The following is a 22,868-nucleotide window of genomic DNA, read 5'->3' as shown; positions in this document are numbered from 1 at the left end:
ATATGAACAAATTTTTAATAGTTATTTTATTAAGCACCTTAACATATGCCAAAGAGGTATCTGTTTTTGGTGCTGGTAATTTAGATTCTTCTAACCCTTATGGTCTTACAAAATCAGAACAACGTATTTTAAAAAATAAAAAAGAACTAGGTTCTATTGATACAAAAGTAAAAACTGTAAAATCAACTATGGATTCAATAAGTGAGCGTATTGATGGTTTAGAATCAATTTATGAGGGTGATTCTCAAAAATTAAATAGTGTTGTTTTAACATTAACAAAGCTTTTAAATGATTTTGAATCAAATCAAAATCTAACTGATAAAAATGGTGAAGATGTAAAAGAATTAAAAAAATCTATTGATCAATTAAATGCCTTACAAAAAAAGATTGCAGATGAAAACCAGAAGAATTTAGAAAATCTAAAGAGAGCTGTTGAAAAATTAACAAAAAAAATAAATGTTATAGATTCAAATTATATCTCAGAAAAAGACTTTAAAAAAAATATGAACCAATTTGTTACAGTAAAAGAATTTGAGGCATTGAAAAAAAGCTTAAATATCAAAACTAACAAAAAAGCTCAACCAAATATAAGTGTAAAAAGTAATAATTCGGAAAATAAAGTATCAATAGATGATAAAGCTGAAATGCTAATAGAAGCAAAAAGACTTTTCAAAATTGATTATTTTACAAGAGCAATACCGATGTTCGAAAAATTGATATCAGCTAACTATAAACCAGCTGAATCAAATTTTTATCTTGGTGAGATGTGGTACTATAGAAAAGATTATAGTAAAGCAATTTCGTATTTTAAAAAATCTGCGATGTTGTATGATAAGGCTTCTTGGATGCCAAAGCTATTACTTCATAGCGCAATCTCATTTGAAAAAACAAATGATTTTAAAAATGCTGCTTCTTTTTATGAAACTTTGATGACTGTTTATCCAGACTCAAAGGAAGCAAAAAGTGCAGATAGAAATCTATCAAAATTAAATTAAAAAAGGAAAGACATGTCAAAAGTTATAGGAATAGAGTACACATTAAAAGATGCTAATACAGGAGATCATTTAGATTCAAATGTAGGTCAAGATCCACTAGAGTTCGTTTCAGGAAAAGGTCAAATAATCCCAGGATTAGAGTCAAAGTTAGTTGATATGTCTGTAAGTGAAGAAGCTGATGTTTTAGTAGAACCTAAAGATGCTTATGGTGAATTAAATCCAGAAGCTGTTCAAACATTACCAAAAGAGCAATTTGCAGGTATTGAATTAACAGAAGGTATGAGTCTTTATGGAACTGGTGAACAAGGTGAAACTGTACAAGTTACAGTTACAGGTTTTAATGATAATGAAGTAACAATTGATTATAACCATCCAATGGCTGGTAAAACATTAATGTTCTCTGTGGCTGTTTTAAGTTCAAGAGCTGCTACTGAAGAAGAGATTCAAACTGGTGTTGTTGGTGGAATGGCTGCTATGGGTGGCGGATGTTGTGGTGGCGGAAGTCATGACCATGGTGAGTCTGAAGGTGGATGTTGTTCTAGTGAAGAGCCTAAAGAAGAAAAACCTTCTCATGGTGGATGTGGTTGTAGTCACTAATCCTCTCAAAATAAAAAGTTTTAAAATGCCCAAAAGCACGAGTGCTTTTGGGCATTTTATTTTTATGACAAATATTAAATAGTATAATGCTCGTTTTTAAAACAAAGTAAAAGACATAAGGAAAAAGATATATGAAAAAAGTTGCTTTTATATTCCCCGGACAAGGTAGTCAAAAAATTGGCATGGGAAAAGATTTTTTTGAAAATAGTGATATCGCAAAAGATATGATTAAAAAAGCTAGTGACAGATTAGGTGTAAATTTTGAAGAGCTTTTATTTAAGGAAAATGAGAATTTAGGTAAAACAGAATATACACAACCAGCTATTCTTTTAGTATCTGCAATTGCTTTTAAACTTTTTGAAGATAAGAGTGATATCAAACCAGAGTTTTTATTGGGACACTCTCTTGGTGAATTTTCTGCTTTAGTAGCAGCTGGAGCAATTGATTATTTAGATGCAATTGAACTGGTTCATAAAAGAGGACTTTTTATGAATGAAGCTTGTTCTGGTGGAAATGCAGGAATGATGGCACTAGTTGGTTTAGAAGATTCAAAAGTTGAACTTATTTGTAAAGAACAAAGAGAAAATGGTAAAAAAGTTTGGCCAGCAAATTATAACATGGATGGACAATTAGTTCTTGCAGGTATAAAGGCAGATTTAGAGTCACTAGTGGATACTTTTACACAAGCTGGAGCAAAAAGAGCTATAGTACTTGATATGAGTGTAGCTAGTCACTGTGAGCTATTAACAAGTGCAGTTGAAAACTTAAGACCATACTTAGAAGAGTATATAAAAGATGAATTCTCACCAGTAGTTTCAAATGTATCTACTGATATATATACTACAAAAGAAGAAGCAATAGAATTATTAGCTTCTCAACTAACAAGCCCTGTTAAGTATAAACAATCAATTGAAAAACATGCTTCAAAAGTAGATTTATTTATAGAGTTTGGTAATGGTGTTGTATTAAAAGGCTTAAATAGAAAAATTGTAAAAGTGCCTACATCTAATGTATCAGATATTAGTTCATTAGAAAAAGTAATTGGAGATATAAATGAATAAATTAGCAATAATGGGAGCTATGGAAGAGGAAATTGAACCTCTATTAGCTCATTTTGATAGTGTAAATGTAGTTGAATTTGCAAATAATAAGTATTATGAAGTTTCATACAATGGATTAGATATTGTTATTGCCTATTCAAAGATAGGAAAAGTATTTGCAAGTTTAACAGCAACTACAATGATTGAAAAATTTGGATGTGATACTCTACTTTTTTCAGGAGTTGCAGGTGGAATTAATCCTGAACTTAATATTGGTGATTTGATAATTGCTAATAAGCTTTGTCAACATGATTTAGATATTACAGCCTTTGGACATCCTAATGGATATGTTCCTGGAGGTGCTGTATTTGTTGAATCATCAAAAAAGTTAAATGATATAGCAAAAAAAGTAGCTTCTAATAATGGATTAAAAGTTATTGAAGGAACTATTGCAACTGGTGATCAATTTGTTCATTCCTCTGAGCGAAAAAACTTCATTGAAAGTACTTTTAAAGCAGATGCACTAGAAATGGAAGGTGCAAGTGTTGCAGTAGTTTGTGATGCACTAAATGTACCATTCTTTATTTTAAGAGCTATATCTGATACAGCAGATATGGATGCAGGCTTTGATTTTGATGAATTTTTGAAATCAAGTGCTAAAAACTCAGCAGACTATTTAATAAAAATAGTTGATGAATTATTAAAATAAGAGTTTAGACTCTTATTTTTAATAATTAACTCTATATTCTCTACCAAAAATCTCTATATAATATTACTAAAATTCAACAACTTTATTTTTTTTAAAAATTTAAGCCAACATTAAAGAAAAGCTCTTGACAAAGGTATAAAAACCTATTATAATTCCCGTCCAATTTGAGTGATGGAAGTCACAAAGAGTTGAGTTCTTTAACAAACTACGGTTTAAAAGATAAGTAACTTTTATAAACCGAATATGATATAAAACAAGAGAATTTATACAATTCTCGTCTATTAAAAAAACAATGAGTAATGTCAGTAAACAATTGCAATTAACTTTTTCGGAAGTTAGATAAAAGAGTTAGACACTAGTCATGATTAAACTAAACATTTTATGGAGAGTTTGATCCTGGCTCAGAGTGAACGCTGGCGGCGTGCTTAACACATGCAAGTCGAACGAGAACGGATTAAAGCTTGCTTTAATTGTCAGCTAAGTGGCGCACGGGTGAGTAATATATAGGTAACGTGCCCTAGAGAGGGGGATAACAGTTGGAAACGACTGCTAACACCCCATATGCCTTTAAGTCTTAAGACTGCAAGGGAAACATTTATGGCTCTAGGATCGGCCTGTACGGTATCAGTTAGTTGGTGAGGTAATGGCTCACCAAGACAATGACACCTAACTGGTTTGAGAGGATGATCAGTCACACTGGAACTGAGACACGGTCCAGACTCCTACGGGAGGCAGCAGTGGGGAATATTGCACAATGGGGGAAACCCTGATGCAGCAACGCCGCGTGGAGGATGACACATTTCGGTGCGTAAACTCCTTTTATATAGGAAGATAATGACGGTACTATATGAATAAGCACCGGCTAACTCCGTGCCAGCAGCCGCGGTAATACGGAGGGTGCAAGCGTTACTCGGAATTACTGGGCGTAAAGAGCGTGTAGGCGGATAGATAAGTTGGAAGTGAAATCCTATGGCTCAACCATAGAACTGCTTCCAAAACTGTCTATCTAGAATGTGGGAGAGGTAGATGGAATTTCTGGTGTAGGGGTAAAATCCGTAGATATTAGAAGGAATACCGATTGCGAAGGCGATCTACTGGAACACTATTGACGCTGAGACGCGAAAGCGTGGGGAGCAAACAGGATTAGATACCCTGGTAGTCCACGCCCTAAACGATGTACACTAGTTGTTGTGAGGCTAGACCTTGCAGTAATGCAGTTAACACATTAAGTGTACCGCCTGGGGAGTACGGTCGCAAGATTAAAACTCAAAGGAATAGACGGGGACCCGCACAAGCGGTGGAGCATGTGGTTTAATTCGACGATACGCGAAGAACCTTACCTGGTCTTGACATAGAAAGAACTTTCCAGAGATGGATTGGTGCCTGCTTGCAGGAGCTTTCATACAGGTGCTGCACGGCTGTCGTCAGCTCGTGTCGTGAGATGTTGGGTTAAGTCCCGCAACGAGCGCAACCCTCGTCGTTAGTTGCTAACAGTTCGGCTGAGAACTCTAACGAGACTGCCTACGCAAGTAGGAGGAAGGTGAGGACGACGTCAAGTCATCATGGCCCTTACGACCAGGGCTACACACGTGCTACAATGGGGTATACAAAGAGCAGCAATACAGTGATGTGGAGCGAATCTCAAAAATGCCTCCCAGTTCGGATAGTAGTCTGCAACTCGACTACTTGAAGTTGGAATCGCTAGTAATCGTAGATCAGCTATGCTACGGTGAATACGTTCCCGGGTCTTGTACTCACCGCCCGTCACACCATGGGAGTTGAATTCATTCGAAGCGGGGATGCTAAAATAGCTACCTTCCACAGTGGATTTAGCGACTGGGGTGAAGTCGTAACAAGGTAACCGTAGGAGAACCTGCGGTTGGATCACCTCCTTTCAGAGTAATGAGATTAGATTCGTTTCTAATCTCAAGAAATAAAAACAATGGGTAATGTCCATTATCATATTCGGTTTATAAAGGTTATTTGTAATAATAGGTGAAGAATGGGCCTATAGCTCAGCTGGCTAGAGCGCTCGACTGATAATCGTGAGGTCCCAGGTTCAAGTCCTGGTAGGCCCACCATGAAGATAATCTTTGTGTTAAGATTTGTTGGGGAATTAGCTCAGCTGGGAGAGCGCCTGCCTTGCACGCAGGAGGTCAGCGGTTCGATCCCGCTATTCTCCACCATCATCTAAACGTAGAATGAAAAAAAGTAAGAAAAACTAAATGTAAGTCTTAAAAATAAGATTTATATTTGGTTTTTAGTAATAAAAATCATGTTATTTAAAAATTTAATGTTAAAGTCTTTAAAATTTTTTCGAATTAGAATAATGTAAATTATTATAGTTCAATATAGAAAACAATTTAAACACACAATTACTATATTGTTAGGATATGTTAGAAATAATGTACTTAATAAGATAGTAGCCAAGGAATAATTATCAAAAAAGGTAACTAAAGAGATTTAGTTATACAAATTATAAGCTATTAAGGGCTAATGGTGGATGCCTAGACTGTAAGAGGCGATGAAGGACGTATTAGGCTGCGATAAGCCTCGGGGAGCTGCCAAAGAGCTTTGATCCGAGGATTTCCGAATGGGACAACCCAGCATATAGAGATATATGTTACCCTGCGGGGAGCTAACCTGGTGAAGTGAAACATCTCAGTAGCCAGAGGAAGAGAAATCAAATGAGATTCCGTAAGTAGCGGCGAGCGAACGCGGATTAGGACAAACCCTATGCTTGCATAGGGGGTTGTAGGACCATAATGTGAGACTAAAGAGAATAGTAGAAATATCTGGAAAGGTATAGCATAGAAGGTGAAACTCCTGTATACGAAATTCTTAATAGCTCTATTGGTATCCTGAGTAGGACGGAACACGTGATATTTTGTCTGAATCTGGGGGGACCACCCTCCAATCCTAAATACTACTTACAGATCGATAGTGAACAAGTACCGTGAGGGAAAGGTGAAAAGTACTCCAGCGAGGAGAGTGAAATAGAACCTGAAACCATTAGCTTACAATCATTCGGAGCCCTATGTTGCTTGCAACAGGGTGACGGACTGCCTTTTGCATAATGAGCCTGCGAGTTGTGGTGTCTGGCAAGGTTAAGTCAAGTACGGAGCCGTAGCGAAAGCGAGTCTTAATAGGGCGACATAGTCAGATGCTGCAGACCCGAAACGAAGTGATCTATCCATGAGCAGGTTGAAGCTGGTGTAAGAGCCAGTGGAGGACCGAACCCATTGACGTTGAAAAGTCTCGGGATGACTTGTGGATAGGGGTGAAAGGCCAATCAAACTTCGTGATAGCTGGTTCTCTCCGAAATATATTTAGGTATAGCCTTATGTAGTAACATATAGGGGTAGAGCACTGAATGGGCTAGGGCTGCTTACCGCGGTACCAAACCCTATCAAACTTCGAATACTATATGCGTAATCATAGGAGTCAGGCGTAGGGTGATAAAATCCTATGTCGAGAGGGGAACAACCCAGACTAACAGCTAAGGTCCCAAAGTCATATCTAAGTGGAAAACGATGTGAAGTTACTGTGACAACCAGGAGGTTGGCTTAGAAGCAGCCACCCTTTAAAGAAAGCGTAACAGCTCACTGGTCTAGTGATTTTGCGCGGAAAATATAACGGGGCTAAGATATGCACCGAAGCTTTAGACTTGTACTTGTACAAGTGGTAGGAGAGCGTTCTATTCAGCGTTGAAGGTATACCGACGAGGAGTGCTGGAGCGGATAGAAGTGAGCATGCAGGCATGAGTAGCGATAATTGAGGTGAGAATCCTCAACGCCGAAAACCCAAGGTTTCCTACGCGATGCTCGTCATCGTAGGGTTAGTCGGGACCTAAGTCGAGTCCGAAAGGGGTAGACGATGGCAAATTGATTAATATTTCAATACCAACAAATAAGCGCGATGTGGGGACGCATAGAGTTAATCGAGGTCACTGATGGAATAGTGGCTCGAAGGATGTAGGTTGTATCTTAGGCAAATCCGGGATACATGAGACCGAGATCTTACAGGCTGTTGCAATTCTTCGGAATTAATTCAGAATCGATGATACTGTCGTGCCAAGAAAAGCCACTAAGTATATTATTTGTTGCCCGTACCGTAAACCGACACAGGTGGGTGGGATGAGTATTCTAAGGCGCGTGGAAGAACCCTGGTTAAGGAACTCTGCAAACTAGCACCGTATCTTCGGTATAAGGTGTGCCTACTATTGTATATGGATTTACTCCAAAAAGCGATAGAGGTTGCAACAAAGAGTCCCTCCCGACTGTTTACCAAAAACACAGCACTTTGCTAACTCGCAAGAGGATGTATAAGGTGTGACGCCTGCCCGGTGCTCGAAGGTTAACTGATGATGTAAGCACTTGTGCGAAGCATTTGATTGAAGCCCGAGTAAACGGCGGCCGTAACTATAACGGTCCTAAGGTAGCGAAATTCCTTGTCGGTTAAATACCGACCTGCATGAATGGCGTAACGAGATGGGAGCTGTCTCAACCAGGGATCCAGTGAAATTGTAGTGGAGGTGAAAATTCCTCCTACCCGCGGAAAGACGGAAAGACCCCGTGCACCTTTACTACAGCTTGACACTGTAGCTTGGATATTCATGTGCAGGATAGGTGGGAGGCTATGAAGTGTAGACGCAAGTATACACGGAGCCACCCTTGAGATACCACCCTTGAATATTTGAGTTACTAACTGGGACGAGTTATCCTCGTTCAGGACAATGTCTGGTGGGTAGTTTGACTGGGGCGGTCGCCTCCTAAAAAGTAACGGAGGCTTGCAAAGGTTGGCTCAAAGCGGATGGAAATCGCTTGTTGAGTATAATGGCATAAGCCAGCCTGACTGTAAGAGATACAACTCGAGCAGAGACGAAAGTCGGTCATAGTGATCCGGTGGTTCTGTGTGGAAGGGCCATCGCTCAAAGGATAAAAGGTACGCCGGGGATAACAGGCTGATCTCCCCCAAGAGCTCACATCGACGGGGAGGTTTGGCACCTCGATGTCGGCTCATCGCATCCTGGGGCTGGAGCAGGTCCCAAGGGTATGGCTGTTCGCCATTTAAAGCGGTACGCGAGCTGGGTTCAGAACGTCGTGAGACAGTTCGGTCCCTATCTTCCGTGGGCGTAGGAAAGTTGAAGAGATTTGTCCCTAGTACGAGAGGACCGGGATGAACGTACCACTGGTGTACCAATTGTTCTGCCAAGAGCATCGTTGGGTAGCTACGTACGGATGTGATAAGAGCTGAAAGCATCTAAGCTCGAAGCCAACTCTAAGATGAACTTTCCCTGAAGATCCCAGCAAGACTAGCTGGTTGATAGGCTAGATGTGTAAGCGTTGTAAGACGTTTAGCTGACTAGTACTAATAGATCGTTTGGCTTATTTTATATATTTCTTGGTTTACTATCTTATTAAGTACATACTTAATGAGTATGTGTGTAAAGACTTTAACATTAAAACTCTAACTCAAGAAGATAGAGTTGAGTATTAAGAGCATTTATTGCTTTTACTACTCAACTTTGTTGGTGATTATTGAGAAGTGGAAATACCCAGCTCCATTCCGAACCTGGAAGTCAAGCACTTCATCGCTGATAATACTGCAGGGTCCCCTTGTGGAAACGTAAGTCGTCGCCAACTCTTGAGTTTTTATAGCTTAGTTCTATTTAGACATCGTCTTTTTAGTACTGAGCTTTTTTTTTGCACTTTTTTTAAGTATATATTTTTATATACTATTTATCTGAGTATAATTATTACTAATAGTAGAATATTATTATTCACTATTAATTATTCATTATTAATTAAAAAAGCTCGCATAGCTCCAATCGGTAGAGCAATTGCATGGTAAGCAAGAGGTTGCAGGTTCGATTCCTGCTGTGAGCACCACTTTTATATTTATTTTTGAAGTGCTATTGTTAGTTCACCTATAGCGTAAACATTCGATTCATCAAATAATTCAAATCTATATTCAGTCATTTTATCAAAGTTAAAAGTTTTTTGGATTTTAATAAAATTATAATTTTTATATGAGTAAGTTTTATTTATATTAAAAGGAGAAAATACATAAATTTCCCCCTTTTTATTAATAATTTAGTTTGCTTATAGTGCTGAAACTTTTTCTAAAGTTTCTAACTCTTCAAATTCTATTATTTGGTCAATTTGAAAGTAATATTTCCCATTTTCTTCACTATATGGGATTTTCCCATTTACTTCTGTGGTAGCAAATACTTTTTTATTTTCTACTAGTAAATAAGGTTTGTTATTTTCATATCTAAAAAATCTATTTCGTAAATATTTTACACCTTTTATTTCTTCTGTAATATAATAATTGGAATATCCGTTATGATTGTAAAAATTTAAATTACTTACTGATAAACCATGATAACCTTTTGCATGTCCTCGAATAGTTAGAGGTACTTTTCCTTCTTTTTTATTGCCAAATATAAAATATTCATCAACAAATAGTTTGCCATCTTCCAAAGTTGCAACATTAAAATAAGTGAATTTATCATTAGCATCTTTTTTGTAGTACTTTTCATTATAATATCCAGATGGTAAAAAACTAACACCTGTGCTATTTGCTACATAAGCCAATTTTGTATAATCTGTCCCTGTATTGATAGCTGTTGATATAGCAGAAACTATTAAACTTACAATGTTTCCAGTATCTAATGCATCATAAGAATATGCATACGCATTATTTTGCCATATTTCTTTTCCTGTATTTGCATCTATTAGTGAAAAAGATAGCCCAACATCAACATTACTACTAATTACAGAATATCCTGTATCCCATGCATTTATGTCAACATATAATATTGCATCTGGATTAAATATTTCTTTTAATTTTGTAACTGGAATATTTCGTATTATCTCAGCGTCAGATATATTTTCACTTTTGAAGAAACTATCTACTAAATGAACTGGAAATACGTAATAACCTTTTTCAGCTAATGGTTTTGTTATTGAATAACTAAATTGGTCAGTTGCATCAACAGCTGTAGTAGTATTTTTTGCTGGTAAAACCAATATTGATTTAGGATGTACTTCATACATTTTTGGATAAACTTGAATTTTGGCAATTCTTGATTGAGTAATTCCACAACCTGTAAATAAAAAAACCGCAAATAAAGGTGTAAATATTAATAAAATTCTTTTCATAAGTTCTCTCCATAAAGTTTTTTAATTACTCTGTCTATAAATACTGTTGATTCTGGATATGTTATTTTTTCAAGAATAAAATATTTTTTTGCTTTATCTTTTTTATTTGATTCAAATAAAAATTGTGCGTACTCTGCATAAATTCCAGGAGCTACTCTTTTCTTTTCATTATTCGAATCTAATATGATTTTTTCCAAAACTACTTGATGCTTTTCTATTGCTTCTTTTTGATTATCTTCTGTTCCAATTTGCCCTGAACTTTCAACATAATTATTCCATGTATATAGTGGTGGTTCAATTTTAGTTTGAGTACAACCTACAAATAAAAATAATGTAAAAGATATTATTGTAATTTTATATATTTGTTTCATTTTAAATTAACCTCCACTGTATTTGATGAACCTATATAAACCTCTTTTTGTAAAATTAAGTTATTATTTCTGTCATACACTTTTATAATATTATTACCAGCTTTTGTTTCATATAATTTATCAATGGTATCATCATGGCATTGACCAGTATCATCTTTTTTAATACATTCATCTAAGTTAAATTCATATTTTTCATTAACTAATATTTTGTATTTAGAAAAAGGTGATTTAATGAATTTTAAATATCCTATTTCTTTTATTTGTGTATTTGTTTGTTTATATCCACATCCTATAAATATAAATGTACTTAATAAAATAATAGTTAATTTATTTCTGAATATATAATTCATCTTTGTTTACTCCTTTAATATTTCCTTCTATAATTTGACAAATTGAACCTTCATCAGTATAACTAGTTCCAAACTGACTTATAATAGATATTGTTGCTATTTTTTTTCCTGGTAGTTCAATTATTATTCCTGTTTGTGGATTTTTGATACTTTTACCTTGTTTATAAATATTAAAGGTATCTCCTATTTTTAATCCTTGTTTTTCTCCACCTGCAATAATAATACTTGAGTCTTCTATGGATAAAATATATGAACGCCAAGGTTTATTTAGTAAGTTTTGCATAATGCCATCAACTACACTTGCTATTGCGGTTGATATAGCTTTATCATTTAATGTAGAATCATAGCCAACATGTTTTCCTACACCAAAAGCTGTACCAGCTTCACTTTTAGCTTCTCCTGCACCCTCTTGTGCAAAAATAATTTGTCCTGTTTTTACATCAATCAGTCTAACACTAACTTTTGCATAGGCTGATTGTATTTTTGTTCTTGAAAATACACCTGTATCAGATATATTTTTTCTTCCAAATTCTGAAACAGAACCAACTATTAAATAATTAGCACCAATATTTAATGAACTTAAATTTTGAGTTTTTAATTCATTATTTATTTTGGATAAATCATCTCTTTCTAATAAAACAAATTTACCTGAATTAGCTAATTTTGCAGATAATATATCTGTTGCTTGTTTCTCAGCATTATATGTATTATTTAATCCAAATAATGCGGATTTACCATATTGTGCTTCATTCCCAAATCTTGCAATGGCAACTTTTCTTTTTAAAACAGGTTCTTCTTTTTTAACTATTATATTTGGTTGTACTGCAGTTGGTTTTGAAATATTAACTATATTTGGTGTAACTGTAGAACATCCAGTTAAAATACTTAATGTCACAATTGATGTAGCAATTTTTGTATATTTTAACACTATTAAACTCCTTTTTATAATTTTAAAACAAGATTATACAAAGTTAGAGCTTTAATAAATGATATTTTTAAACATAATTTTTAAAAGTTTTGAGATTTTACATTAATTTAAAGACGTGAAGTTATTAGTTTAAAAAATAAAAAATAATTTTATTTTGTTTCAACTTTATTCAACTCTTTTAGGTTTAAATTATGACAAAGTTTTACACCATATAAAAAGATTATCCATGAAGTATAAATCCAAAGGAAAGTAAAAAGAAGTGTTGCCATTGAACCGTATAGTGTAGTGTAGGTTTGATTATATAGGACATAGTATACAAAGAGGTTTTTTGTTATTGAAATAACAATTAAAGTAATAAAAGAGGATAAAAGTGCCGCTTTTACACTAATATATGTATTAACTGTTAGTTTAAATAGTACAAAAAATATACTCCAACCAAGTATTAGTGTTAATAAAAAATCAAAAATTGTATTATTATAAAAAGTTGTTATTATAATATATCCTGCAAATACTAAGGGAAGTAGGGTAATAAAAAAAAGATAAAAGAAAAAAGAGGCGTAGATTGATTTTCTTTTTGCCTGATGGATTTTATTTACAATGTACTCATAGTCTTTAAAGAACATTGTAAATACAAATAACATATACACAATCCCTATGTTTCCAAGCTTATCAGAGTTTGATATGAAGTTTTTTATTTGTTGTGCAAAATTTTGTGAGTGGGAAGGATTGATTAAATCTAATATATAGTTTATAAATAAATCAACATATTCATTAAACTGTTCTAGGTTTGAGATAATTGCAATGATTAAGGCAAAGATTGGAAGAATAGAAAAAATAGTAAAAAAACTAAGGCTTGCAGCATAATATGTGGTATCATCATTAAAAAATGAATCAAGGGCATCTATAACTTTTGCAAATAGTTTTTTACCATTTTGATTTTCCATTATTTCACTTTATAATCCCATTTTATGTGGGTTTAGAATATTGTTTGGGTCGAAGGCTTTTTTGATACTTTTAAATAGTTCAATTTCTGCTGTATTAAATGCTATATCCATAAATGGAGCTTTTGACAAACCAATACCATGCTCACCGCTTAAAGTTCCACCCATATCAACTACAAGTTGAAAAATCTCTTCTATGGCTTTGTGTCCATCATGCATCTCTTTTTCATTGTTTTTATCTTTAACCATTACATTAACATGGATATTTCCATCTCCTGCATGACCAAAACAAGGAACATTGAATCCATATTTATCACCTATTTTATATATCTCTTCTAGTGCTTCAGGAAGTTTACTTCTAGGAACTGAAATATCTTCATTAAGTTTTTTAGTTCCATATATAGCAGTTGCTGGACTTGCATTTCTTCTGGCAAACCATAACTTATTTGCTTCTTCATCATCTTTTGCAACAATAAACTCACTTGAGCCATATTGAGCAAATGACTCTTTTAAGGTATTTAGTTGTTCATCAACTTCAGCTTGACTACTTCCATCAACATCACCCACTAAAATCCCACCTGCATTTTCAGGTAGACTTACTTGTGGAAATTTTTGTCTTAATGCTTTTATTACAAGTGCATCTAAAAATTCCATAGCAACAGGATTTGCCCCAGAGGCTAGTGATTTAAATACGGCATTCATAGCTTTATTTACATCTGGAAAAACACCCATATAAGTTTGTTTGAATTTTGGTTTAGGAATAAGTTTAAGAGTGATTTCTGTGATAATTGCTAGTGTTCCTTCACTTGCTATTAAAATACCAGCAGTGTTATATCCTGCAACATCTTTGATAGTTTTTTTACCAGCTCTTATAATCTCACCATTTGGTAAAACAGCTCTAAGTGCTACCACATAATCTTTTGTAATACCATATTTTGCTGCTCTCATTCCACCGGCATTTTCACTTACATTTCCACCTAGCGTTGAGTAGTGCTCACTTGCTGGATCTGGAGGATAAAATAGACCCACTTCTTCGGCTGCTTTTTGGAAATCCATATTAATAAGACCTGGCTGTACTATACCTAGCATATTCTCCATATCTATTTCAAGTAGTTTATTCATATGTCGCTCAAGGCTAAGAATAATACCACCTTCAGAAGGAAGTGCTCCTCCTGTAAAACCTGAACCTGCACCTCTTGGAACTATTACTATTTTATTATCATTACAATATTTTAGTACAGCTGAAACATCTTGTTCATCTTTTGGAAATACAACTGCATCTGGCTCAAATCTCTCTTTTGTAGCATCATAACAATATGCTATGAGGTGAGCTTTATCACTTTTAACATTTTCTTCTCCTACTATAGAAGTAAAATATTCTAAATGCTTTTTATTTATCATCATTTAGCCCTAGTACATTTGAATAGTAAGTGTTATAGTTTATTTGGCTACCTTTGCTTTTATTTTGTGCCAAATCACCATATAAAATCTCTTCTTCAGTTCTATTATCATCTAAAAAGTCTGTAATAACTGAGAAGTCTAACCAACTCCAAATATCAGATGTAAAAAGATTTGATTCTATGTTTTCAATTCTTGTATAAAATGGCATTTGTGTATTACTTGAGATATTTGATATTCTTTGTTTGTTTAGAATTGTAAAAGTTCTACTATCTATTACATACATGTCTGACTTAATCACTATAAAAATAGTTCCCATATTTTGAGAAAGAGCAAACTCTTGAAGTATTTTTTGTGTAGGAAGGGGTCTATATTCACTCTTTAAATAAGCACCAAAAATATCAGAATGTACAAAGTTATTGTAAGTAAATTTATTTCTTACAGTTCTAAAAGCATCAATATTTGGAGCGATTAATAAACTTTGGTCATACATATAATTTAATGTGAATATATCACCATCTGCTACAACTCTATTTGATGTTGGAATAGCATTTTGAGTTAGGTCTAAAAATGGAATAAACTTCACAACAGAAGAGTTTGCCTTTGAACTTACTACATAAGCACTTGATATAATTATGGCATTGCCATTTTCATATCTATGTTGAATAATACCACTTTGTCCAATTTTTAGGTTTCCTATGTTAATAGTTGCAGTTTCACTAGTTACATTAGAGAGTCTGCTAGTTTGTATTTGCATATCTACTTCTTTTGTAAGGTCATTAGTTGAAGTTAGCTCTTTATCAATGATTATAGGATTTATATCACTTAATATATAGTTATAATCTAAGCCTTTATCTGCTGATTTGATATTTATATCTTTGATATACCAACCAGCTCTTTTCATCTGTTTTAATGATTTTTCACCCTTACACTCTCCACCATCTAATTTGACAGTTTCGATACCTGATGGAGTTTCCCAACCTTTTTTATAACAAATTGTAGTTTTTGCATTTAACGTATTTGCAACTAAAAATGCAGCACCTAGTAGTAATAATCTTTTGTTTATCATTGTTTTTCCTTATTTAGCTTGTAACTCTTTTAATTTCTCTTTTACTTCGTTTACATGTAAGATTTCAGTAGTTTCACCTTTTGATTTCTTCTTTTTTCTTACACTCACTTTTTCCCAAATTGCAGCTATGTTACCCTCTGGGTTTATAATAAATGTAGTTCTAACTACTCCCATAGATTCTTTGCCCATGAATTTTTTTAGTTGCCAAACACCATAATCTTCACACATCTTTTTTTCAGTATCTGCAAGTAGTGTTATGCTTAAATTTTGTTTTTCTATAAAGTTTCTATGTTTTGCAGGAGTATCTGGGCTTACACCTAAAATAGTTGCATCTAAGTCATCAAATTCAGGCATAGAAGCTGTGAAATCACAAGCTTGAGTTGTACATCCTGGTGTATTATCCCTTGGGTAAAAATATAAAACTATCCAGTTACCTTTTATATCTCTAAGACAAATCTCCACATCATCTTGATTTGGAGCACAAAAATCTGGTGCAATTGTTCCTACTTCTAACATATAATAATTCCTTTTTATTAGTCCCAATAAAAAGGGACCTTATCTTTTTCTTCTTCTTTTTATCATAGGAAATAAATTCCTATTAAAAGAAGTAAAACCTAAAGAGTCTCAGAAGAGACTTTTATTCTTTTATTGCTATAAATGTTGCAAAATTAACCCACTTAAAAAGTGTTTCACAGTGGCTAAATCCTGCATCTTTAATCATTTTTTTATTTTCATCTTCTGTATATGGTATCAAAACATTTTCTAAAGCTTCTCTTTTTTGAGAGATTTCAAACTCTGAGTAGCCTTGTGTTTTTTTAAATTCATAATACTCATCAATACACTGTTTATTTAAAACTTTGTTTGAAGATATTACCTTTTCGCTAAATATAAATACACCCTTAGTCTCTAAAGAGTCATATATTTTTTTTATAAGTTTTTCCCTTTGTAACGGCCGTATAAATTGAAGCGTATAGTTAGATATTATTAAGTTGGCATCCAATAAATCCACATCATGAATATCACCACAAATAAAATCAATATCAACTCCAAAAGCTTTTGCTTTATTTGAAGCTCTATTTAACATGGCTTGGGAATTATCAATTCCTATTAAGTTTAGTTTTTTATCACAATGTTTACTTAGCTCTATTAGTGTTGAGGCTGTTGAACAACCTAAATCAAAAACTTTATAATCATCTTCTAAAAAGTTTAGTGCAAAATTTATAGTTAATCTTTGCATCTCTTTATAGTATGGAACGGAACGATTTAGCATATCATCAAATACAGATGCTACCTCTTCGTCAAATTCAAATTGTTTTTTAATTGATTTATTAAATACTTTATCTACCATGTAGATATTCTATCAAAATGATTATTAATATATATTTTATAATGTAAGATTAAAATAGTTTTTACAATCATTTATATCATTTAGGATTTGCTCTTTTAGTTTTTCAAATGAGTCAAACTTTTTATTATCTCTTGTTTTCTCATAAAACTTTATACTTACATCTTTTTCATGCACTTGAATATCGTTGTTTATTATGTGGGTTTCAATGGCAAAGCTTCCATCTGTGGTTGTTCTATGACCTATAAAAGTAATAGAAGGGTGGCTTTTGCCATCAACTATAGTTTTAGTAATATAAACACCTTCTTTTGGAAGGATATATTTTGTTACTTTTAGATTTATTGTTGGAACAAACTCTTTTTTTCCTAAGCCTTGACCTTTTATTTGAAGACCAGTTATTTTATATTTTCTTCCAAGTAGGGTATTTACTGTTTTAAAATCACCTGTTTTAATATACTCTCTAATTACTCTTGAGTGTACTGGTATATCATTTACACTTATTTCATTTATTACTACTACATCACCATCAAATATTGATTTTAATTTCTCTACACAGTAAGTTCTATTTTTACCAAAACAAAAATCAAAACCAACTACTATTTTTTTTAGACTTGGGAACTCAATTTTGAGTTGGTCTATGAACTCTTTTCCCTCTAAGTGTTTTATGGAATTAAGTTCATAATAAAAAATAGGAAAGCTGCTATACTCTTCCCTTGTATTTTCAGGTGTCATATTTGCATAACCTGATTCGATTACTACTACTGCACCATTTTTACTTAGGTTTGTAAATAATGACTGATGGGCGATGTGCATACCATCAAAACCACCAATTGCTATAGATGTTATGTCTTTTTTGCTTTTTTTCATTTGTTCCCTATATCTTTTTGAAAGTAAAAAAGTTCTTCGATATTTCCATCTTTACCCTCTAGTTTACTTTTAGAGTGCTCTATTAGTTTCCAGTTTAAAAGTATCGTTACCCCTAGAAAATTTCTTCTAGCTAACTCTATGGCATTTTTATCTTTTACCATACCTTTTTTGTCTCTTTTGACATTTGTCCCAACTTCAAATTGTGGTTTAAAAAGTACTATTATATTTTTTGCTGCTAATCTATTTATGTCATCTATAATATTGTGTAAACTTATAAACGAAACATCGCAAGTAACTATATCAAAAGTTTTGTCTGAGGAAAAATCTCTAATATCACAATTCTCAAAAAACTCTATTTTTTCATGGTGTTTTATTTTTTCGTGGAGTTGATTACTTCCCACATCAACACAAGTTACACTTTCAACTTCATTTTCAAGAAGAACTTGCGTAAAACCTCCTGTACTAGAACCTATATCTAAGGCAGTTAAACCTTTTAGGTTTAAATCTATCTCATCTAAAAAATATTTTAATTTATAAGCAGCTCTTGACACATAAAAAGTATCTTCCAAAATTTCTACTTTTTGAGTCTCTTCTACATTAAAAGATGGTTTTGTTATAATAGCACCATCTATTTTTATTTTATTTGCTTTTATAAGCTCATGGGCTTTGTTTCTACTTTGTATATTAAAAGCTTTTGTTAAAAATAAATCTAATCTCATAGGTGGAATTATAGTTGAAATTTGTTCAAAAAGAGTTTAGTTCAACCTTCGAAGAAAAAAAATCAAAATTTCTTGCTTTTTTAGCTCCATATTCTGAGTTTAACGATGTTATGCAAAGACTAAAAAGTGAACATCCAAAGGCTAGGCACTTTGTTTATGCTTATAGATATCTAAATGAGTTTGACCAAGTTATAGAAAATAGTAGTGATGATGGAGAACCAAAAGGTACAAGTGGAAAACCCTGCTTAAATGTAATAGCTGGAAATGATTTAATAAACAGTTTTGTAATAGTAGTACGATATTTTGGTGGAGTGAAACTTGGAACTGGTGGATTAGTACGAGCATATAGTGATGCTGTTAATTCTGTGATAAATATTTCCCAACTAAAAACCTACCAAAAGTTAGAGATACAAAACCTGCGATGTGAATATTCAGAATTGTCAAAACTTGAATACATAATAAAAAATTCAAACATAAATATAATCAACAAAGAGTTTGATGCAAGTGTAAATTTAACTTTGGAGTCTACAAAAGAAGATTTTGAACTTTTTAATAAAGAGTTACCCCTTGGTGTAAAATTACAATAATTATATAACTAATATATAATTATTAAGAAATTAATAGCTATAATAATATTTTAAATTATTTATAAGGAAGTAATTTGAAGACTTTATTATATATATTGGTTTTTTTGACAAGTTTATATGCTAATGATGATGAATTTATTAATATAAATTTTAAAAATATGAGCATTGAAGAGTTGATTAAAATTACTTCAAAACAGTTAAATAAAAATATCTTCTATCTTGGAAAGATTGAAGGTAGTGTTGATCTCATCACAAATAAACCTATTAAAAAAGATAAACTCCTAGAAATCCTTGATTATACCTTGGCTAAAAAAGGTTATATTCTAAAAAAAGATGATGATATCTTAAAAATAGAAAATCTAAATGGCAATTTAATCTCCCACAAAAAAACTATTGAAGTAATAAAAATAAAAAACCTAGAAGCCAAAAATATTTTAGAAGTTTTAAATACAATTTTTTCAAGTAAACAATCAAAAACAACTCCTCTTATAACTATAGAAAAAGATACAAACTCCATAATAATTACAGGAATACAAGATGATATAAATAGAGCAAAAAAGTTTATAAGTGATATAGATAAACAAAGTGCACAAATATATATAAAAGCAAAGATTATTGAGATAAGCCAAACCAGAACAAAAGAGATTGGTTTGGAGTATGGATTGGTAGGATTTAACAAATATAGTTCAAGTACTTTAAGCACTTTTTCTAGTTCTTTTAATGGTTTAAAAAACAGTTCTGTAGATTTTAGTGAGTTTAGTAGTTTTGGCTTTGATATAAGTTCTTTGTCAAAGGGCTTAACATTAGGTGCAACAATAAATTTTCTAAAACAAAACCAAGGTGTAGATGTTATCTCTGAGCCCTCAATTTTGTGTATAAATAACAAAGAGTCATCAATTTATGTGGGTGAAACAAAGTCTTTTAAAACTGGGCAAACAACAAACACATCAGGAACAACACAATCTTTTAAAAGAGAAGAGATAGGTCTTAGACTAAAAGTAAAACCTAGAATAACAGAAAATAAAATCATTTTAGAGATTAATACTATTTTAGAGGATGCAAAAGAGTCAACATCTAGTGAAAACTTAGACACTTCAAAAAAAGAGGTAAAAACCTCTGCCATTTTAAATAATGGCGAAAGTGTAATAATAGGTGGACTAATAAAAAGTAGAAAATTTCAAATGGATTCGGGACTTCCTGTTTTAAAAGATATACCTATTTTAGGAAATCTATTCAAAAATCAAAAAGATGTAAATGATAAGATAAATTTAGTGGTGGTTATCACTCCATTTATTATCCCAAAAGATACAGCACTAAGCGTTATAAAAAGTAAAGTTGACTATTTAGCTAGGCTTGAGGAGATTTATGTAAATAATTTACTGAAAAACCTTGAAGAAAAAAGTGAAAAAAAACAGACAAAAAATAATTCAACAAATAATCACAAACAAGTTCTAAAAAAGTATTTTAATATAGAAAATTAGGACTCTTACTTTTTTCTTTTTGTTCTTACTTTTGATACTCTTTTTTCATTGATTTTATAATTAAACTCTAAGTACTTTTTTATCATAAACTCTGACAAATCATACATCTCATCAAGGTTTGTTTTTACTTTCCAAGAGTTGATATCTTCAGTTTTAGAGATATGTTTTTTTATCTCTATATTATTTTTATTATATATGTTTAAAAGCTTTTCTGTGGGAAAATCTTCTATCAAAGGGTGTTTGATAAAGGATTTTTGGTACTCTTTTTTAAAATAGTGAATCAAAGAAAATGCTACTAGTTCAGGAATCCAAAAAGAACCTTTTGTAATCTTATTTGAAAAAAGTGAAGTTAGGTATTGGTAATATACTCGCATAGGTTCTAAGTTTTTTGCAAGCTTTAAAAATAGGGGTGATTGATTTTTATTTTTAAATATATATAAAAATGTTTCATTTACTACGATATTATTTTCTAAATAGTTTTTAAGATTATGTACACTTTTGTTTATAAACTCTATTTCATGACTATTTATTGGCAAAATATCTTTTTTACTATCATCTTTGATATCAATTTTTTCATAATCCCATAATAAAGAGTGAATTATTAATAAAAGAGTATCAACTTTTAACTTTTTTAAATTAAAAGAGTTACAGTGTTGTAAAACTATTTTTAACTGTTCGTTCTTATCCATAAATACCCTAATTTTAAAATCACACTATTTTAGGAGAATTATTAGATTATTTCTTCTTTTTATGTGCTAAGTATATTGTCAATAAGTGCTAATTTTATAGCTTGTTTGTGCTATAATGTCTTATGAAAAAAGAGACATTACAAAAAAGAACAAAAATAGCAAATAATATTATGTATTATATTTATACACATATTGACACTCACATAGATATTGAAGAGTTAAGTATAGATTTAAAAGTAAGCAAATTTCATATGCACAGAATCTTCAAAGATGCCTTTGGTAAAAACATTTATGAAAGTGTAAAGTCTATACGTCTACAAAAAGCATCAAATCTGCTTTTAACAAATAAATATTCAACAATATCAAATATTGTAAATCAATGTGGTTACACATCCCAATCATCTTTTATAAAGAGTTTTAAAGAGAGATTTGATATGACACCAAAAGAGTGGAGAAATACGGGTTATAAAGCCTACTCTTCAAAGATATTACAACAATCACAAAAGGCTATGCAGTCAACTGCTGACTTTTCTAATATGAAACCTACAATAGTAAAGATGCCAACTTTTGAAAGTTTTTATATTAGAAATAATGGTTACAATGCAGACATAAAAGAGGCATGGCAGAAACTTCAAACTTGGATTTTATCAAATGATATAAAAGAGTATCAAGAAGTTGCACTTTTTCATGATAACCCCACAATCACACCTTTAAATGAGTGTCAATATATTGCTTGTATTGTAACAGATGATAAAGATATAAAAAGTGATAGACTGCCAAACTTTAAAATATCAAAAGGTGTTTATGCTAAGTTTGATTTAGTAGGTAGGCAAGGTGATATTTTGAAATTTATTCACTGGGTTTATCACGAGTGGTTACCAAAAAGTGAATATGAAACAACTACAAAACCTTCATATGTAATATATAGAAAAAACAACTTTTTAGATGAAGACAATGAGTTTGATTTGAGCTTTTATGTCTCTATAAACTACTAATTATTTTAGGTATTTTTTCTTTAAGTGATAAAAAATATTTAAATCTTTGATTAACCTTTCCGGGGTTTGGCTATGTATTATTTTGTTACAATCAATACAAAGAACACTTAAGTTTTCAAAGTGATATGTTCCACCAGTATCTATATCTTTTATGAGAAGTAACATCGAGGTATCTAGTTTTATTGGCTTTGCACATCTATTACATCTGTAGTTGTCTCTTCTTAGCACAATCTCTTTTCTTCTTAGAAGATTATTTGCAGTACTATTTTTTGGATTTGATTCTTTTTCATAACTTCCCCATAAAATATCTTTTGATACTGCTTTTTGAGTTCTTTTTACATATCCAAAGTTTATAAATTGTATAGCAACATTTTCTAAAACTAATAGTTTTGCAATGCTTGGTGGATTTGATTTATAAATTGAATCTATCTTTACAAAATCAAAATTTATTTTTGGATGGGTATTTTTTAAATATATTTGTAAATCTTTTAGGAAATATGCATTATCATTCTTATCATAATAGAATTTAAATACTCTTTTCCTATAGATATAAAAAGGTAATAAAAAGGCAATTATGATTAATGAAAGAATTGTATAATCCAAACCAAGAATCATATTAGC

20 protein-coding genes, 3 tRNA genes and 3 rRNA genes are annotated in these 22,868 nt (G+C 32.1%); 13 read left to right on the top strand and 13 right to left on the bottom strand.

The features are described 5' to 3' along the window. Positions 1-2 precede the first annotated feature (2 nt). From ACNI28_RS02515 to ACNI28_RS02470, 10 genes are all read left to right on the top strand, one after another. Positions 3-995 carry a tetratricopeptide repeat protein gene (locus ACNI28_RS02515; protein ID WP_419765312.1) on the top strand — a complete coding sequence of 331 codons (993 nt, stop codon included), beginning with the start codon at positions 3-5 and terminating at the stop codon, positions 993-995. Between the two features lie 12 nt (positions 996-1,007). After that, a complete protein-coding gene (locus ACNI28_RS02510) occupies positions 1,008-1,592 on the top strand; it encodes an FKBP-type peptidyl-prolyl cis-trans isomerase (RefSeq protein WP_419765311.1) in 585 nt (194 codons plus the stop codon). Between the two features lie 131 nt (positions 1,593-1,723). Then, positions 1,724-2,653, top strand: coding sequence for an ACP S-malonyltransferase (gene fabD, locus ACNI28_RS02505; protein ID WP_419765309.1), 930 nt, complete (start codon positions 1,724-1,726; stop codon positions 2,651-2,653). Beyond that, the gene (locus ACNI28_RS02500) at positions 2,646-3,341 is read left to right on the top strand and encodes a 5'-methylthioadenosine/adenosylhomocysteine nucleosidase (RefSeq protein ID WP_419765307.1); all 696 of its coding nucleotides are present in this window, start codon (positions 2,646-2,648) and stop codon (positions 3,339-3,341) included. The genes fabD and ACNI28_RS02500 overlap by 8 nt, the downstream gene beginning before the upstream one ends. 378 nt (positions 3,342-3,719) lie before the next feature. After that, a 16S ribosomal RNA gene (locus tag ACNI28_RS02495) occupies positions 3,720-5,236 on the top strand. Between the two features lie 109 nt (positions 5,237-5,345). Then, positions 5,346-5,422, top strand: a tRNA-Ile gene (locus tag ACNI28_RS02490). 29 nt (positions 5,423-5,451) lie between these two features. After that, positions 5,452-5,527: transfer RNA gene (locus ACNI28_RS02485), tRNA-Ala, on the top strand. A gap of 290 nt (positions 5,528-5,817) precedes the next feature. Beyond that, a 23S ribosomal RNA gene (locus ACNI28_RS02480) occupies positions 5,818-8,736 on the top strand. Between the two features lie 134 nt (positions 8,737-8,870). Beyond that, positions 8,871-8,986, top strand: a 5S ribosomal RNA gene (rrf, locus tag ACNI28_RS02475). Together the 16S, 23S and 5S rRNA genes with 3 tRNA genes alongside form the textbook arrangement of a ribosomal RNA operon. A 169-nt stretch (positions 8,987-9,155) precedes the next feature. Further along, a tRNA-Thr gene (locus ACNI28_RS02470) sits at positions 9,156-9,232 on the top strand. Positions 9,233-9,445: 213 nt separating this feature from the next. Here ACNI28_RS02470 and ACNI28_RS02465 read toward each other — a convergent pair. From ACNI28_RS02465 to tlyA, 11 genes are all read right to left on the bottom strand, one after another. Further along, the gene (locus tag ACNI28_RS02465; protein WP_419765306.1) at positions 9,446-10,507 is read right to left on the bottom strand and encodes a DUF799 domain-containing protein; all 1,062 of its coding nucleotides are present in this window, start codon (positions 10,505-10,507) and stop codon (positions 9,446-9,448) included. Beyond that, entirely contained in the window at positions 10,504-10,878 is a 375-nt protein-coding gene (locus tag ACNI28_RS02460) for a DUF4810 domain-containing protein (RefSeq protein ID WP_419765305.1), read from the bottom strand. Before ACNI28_RS02460 ends, ACNI28_RS02465 begins: the two co-directional genes overlap by 4 nt. Then, positions 10,875-11,228, bottom strand: coding sequence for a hypothetical protein (locus ACNI28_RS02455; protein WP_419765303.1), 354 nt, complete (start codon positions 11,226-11,228; stop codon positions 10,875-10,877). Before ACNI28_RS02455 ends, ACNI28_RS02460 begins: the two co-directional genes overlap by 4 nt. Continuing rightward, on the bottom strand, positions 11,206-12,156 hold the full coding sequence (locus tag ACNI28_RS02450) for a CsgG/HfaB family protein (RefSeq protein WP_419765302.1): 951 nt from the start codon (positions 12,154-12,156) through the stop codon (positions 11,206-11,208). The genes ACNI28_RS02455 and ACNI28_RS02450 overlap by 23 nt, the downstream gene beginning before the upstream one ends. Positions 12,157-12,305: 149 nt before the next feature. Continuing rightward, positions 12,306-13,100 carry a YihY/virulence factor BrkB family protein gene (locus ACNI28_RS02445; protein ID WP_419765301.1) on the bottom strand — a complete coding sequence of 265 codons (795 nt, stop codon included), beginning with the start codon at positions 13,098-13,100 and terminating at the stop codon, positions 12,306-12,308. Between the two features lie 9 nt (positions 13,101-13,109). Continuing rightward, positions 13,110-14,498: an FAD-binding oxidoreductase gene (locus tag ACNI28_RS02440; RefSeq protein WP_419765299.1), complete on the bottom strand. Its 1,389-nt coding sequence runs from the start codon at positions 14,496-14,498 to the stop codon at positions 13,110-13,112. After that, a complete protein-coding gene (locus ACNI28_RS02435) occupies positions 14,488-15,564 on the bottom strand; it encodes a plasminogen-binding N-terminal domain-containing protein (protein ID WP_419765298.1) in 1,077 nt (358 codons plus the stop codon). Before ACNI28_RS02435 ends, ACNI28_RS02440 begins: the two co-directional genes overlap by 11 nt. 9 nt (positions 15,565-15,573) lie before the next feature. After that, positions 15,574-16,080 (bottom strand): thioredoxin-dependent thiol peroxidase, encoded by a 507-nt coding sequence (gene bcp / locus ACNI28_RS02430; RefSeq protein WP_419765297.1) that lies wholly within the window; start codon positions 16,078-16,080, stop codon positions 15,574-15,576. Between the two features lie 121 nt (positions 16,081-16,201). Beyond that, on the bottom strand, positions 16,202-16,912 hold the full coding sequence (gene cmoA, locus ACNI28_RS02425; RefSeq protein WP_419765295.1) for a carboxy-S-adenosyl-L-methionine synthase CmoA: 711 nt from the start codon (positions 16,910-16,912) through the stop codon (positions 16,202-16,204). A 36-nt stretch (positions 16,913-16,948) separates the two neighbouring features. After that, complete coding sequence (locus ACNI28_RS02420) at positions 16,949-17,776, bottom strand: bifunctional riboflavin kinase/FAD synthetase (protein ID WP_419765294.1); 828 nt, start codon at positions 17,774-17,776, stop codon at positions 16,949-16,951. Beyond that, positions 17,773-18,495, bottom strand: a complete 723-nt coding sequence (gene tlyA / locus ACNI28_RS02415) for a 23S rRNA (cytidine-2'-O)-methyltransferase TlyA (RefSeq protein ID WP_419765293.1) — start codon at positions 18,493-18,495, stop codon at positions 17,773-17,775. The genes ACNI28_RS02420 and tlyA overlap by 4 nt, the downstream gene beginning before the upstream one ends. Before the next feature lie 14 nt (positions 18,496-18,509). On the opposite strand from tlyA, the gene ACNI28_RS02410 reads away from it, so the two are divergent. Together ACNI28_RS02410 and ACNI28_RS02405 are read left to right on the top strand one after the other, a co-directional pair. Next, entirely contained in the window at positions 18,510-19,082 is a 573-nt protein-coding gene (locus tag ACNI28_RS02410; RefSeq protein WP_419765292.1) for a YigZ family protein, read from the top strand. A 74-nt stretch (positions 19,083-19,156) separates the two neighbouring features. Next, positions 19,157-20,563, top strand: a complete 1,407-nt coding sequence (locus ACNI28_RS02405; protein ID WP_419765291.1) for a type II secretion system protein GspD — start codon at positions 19,157-19,159, stop codon at positions 20,561-20,563. A gap of 5 nt (positions 20,564-20,568) precedes the next feature. Here the strand turns inward: ACNI28_RS02405 and ACNI28_RS02400 are convergent, their stop codons facing one another. Then, a complete protein-coding gene (locus ACNI28_RS02400) occupies positions 20,569-21,252 on the bottom strand; it encodes a hypothetical protein (protein WP_419765289.1) in 684 nt (227 codons plus the stop codon). Between the two features lie 122 nt (positions 21,253-21,374). Between ACNI28_RS02400 and ACNI28_RS02395 the strand changes: the two genes are divergently transcribed. Further along, positions 21,375-22,247, top strand: a complete 873-nt coding sequence (locus ACNI28_RS02395) for an AraC family transcriptional regulator (protein ID WP_419765288.1) — start codon at positions 21,375-21,377, stop codon at positions 22,245-22,247. Here the strand turns inward: ACNI28_RS02395 and ACNI28_RS02390 are convergent, their stop codons facing one another. Then, complete coding sequence (locus tag ACNI28_RS02390; protein ID WP_419765287.1) at positions 22,248-22,862, bottom strand: HNH endonuclease; 615 nt, start codon at positions 22,860-22,862, stop codon at positions 22,248-22,250. Positions 22,863-22,868 lie beyond the last annotated feature (6 nt).

Origin of the sequence: Arcobacter denitrificans (SeqCode) (assembly GCF_048571185.1) — a bacterium.
Taxonomy (GTDB): Bacteria; Campylobacterota; Campylobacteria; order Campylobacterales; family Arcobacteraceae; genus Arcobacter; species Arcobacter denitrificans.
Note: the sequence above shows the minus strand (reverse complement) of the source record. Positions and strands in the feature narration are given on the sequence as shown.

Excerpts from the sequence above, each read along its gene's own strand:
- ACNI28_RS02515 (WP_419765312.1), top strand. The coding sequence starts at position 3 with ATGAACAAATTTTTAATAGTTATTTTATTAAGCACCTTAACATATGCC.
- ACNI28_RS02510 (WP_419765311.1), top strand. The coding sequence starts at position 1,008 with ATGTCAAAAGTTATAGGAATAGAGTACACATTAAAAGATGCTAATACA.
- fabD (WP_419765309.1), top strand. The coding sequence starts at position 1,724 with ATGAAAAAAGTTGCTTTTATATTCCCCGGACAAGGTAGTCAAAAAATT.
- ACNI28_RS02500 (WP_419765307.1), top strand. The coding sequence starts at position 2,646 with ATGAATAAATTAGCAATAATGGGAGCTATGGAAGAGGAAATTGAACCT.
- ACNI28_RS02465 (WP_419765306.1), bottom strand. The coding sequence starts at position 10,507 with ATGAAAAGAATTTTATTAATATTTACACCTTTATTTGCGGTTTTTTTA.
- ACNI28_RS02460 (WP_419765305.1), bottom strand. The coding sequence starts at position 10,878 with ATGAAACAAATATATAAAATTACAATAATATCTTTTACATTATTTTTA.
- ACNI28_RS02455 (WP_419765303.1), bottom strand. The coding sequence starts at position 11,228 with ATGAATTATATATTCAGAAATAAATTAACTATTATTTTATTAAGTACA.
- ACNI28_RS02445 (WP_419765301.1), bottom strand. The coding sequence starts at position 13,100 with ATGGAAAATCAAAATGGTAAAAAACTATTTGCAAAAGTTATAGATGCC.
- ACNI28_RS02440 (WP_419765299.1), bottom strand. The coding sequence starts at position 14,498 with ATGATAAATAAAAAGCATTTAGAATATTTTACTTCTATAGTAGGAGAA.
- ACNI28_RS02435 (WP_419765298.1), bottom strand. The coding sequence starts at position 15,564 with ATGATAAACAAAAGATTATTACTACTAGGTGCTGCATTTTTAGTTGCA.
- bcp (WP_419765297.1), bottom strand. The coding sequence starts at position 16,080 with ATGTTAGAAGTAGGAACAATTGCACCAGATTTTTGTGCTCCAAATCAA.
- cmoA (WP_419765295.1), bottom strand. The coding sequence starts at position 16,912 with ATGGTAGATAAAGTATTTAATAAATCAATTAAAAAACAATTTGAATTT.
- ACNI28_RS02420 (WP_419765294.1), bottom strand. The coding sequence starts at position 17,776 with ATGAAAAAAAGCAAAAAAGACATAACATCTATAGCAATTGGTGGTTTT.
- tlyA (WP_419765293.1), bottom strand. The coding sequence starts at position 18,495 with ATGAGATTAGATTTATTTTTAACAAAAGCTTTTAATATACAAAGTAGA.
- ACNI28_RS02400 (WP_419765289.1), bottom strand. The coding sequence starts at position 21,252 with ATGGATAAGAACGAACAGTTAAAAATAGTTTTACAACACTGTAACTCT.
- ACNI28_RS02395 (WP_419765288.1), top strand. The coding sequence starts at position 21,375 with ATGAAAAAAGAGACATTACAAAAAAGAACAAAAATAGCAAATAATATT.
- ACNI28_RS02390 (WP_419765287.1), bottom strand. The coding sequence starts at position 22,862 with ATGATTCTTGGTTTGGATTATACAATTCTTTCATTAATCATAATTGCC.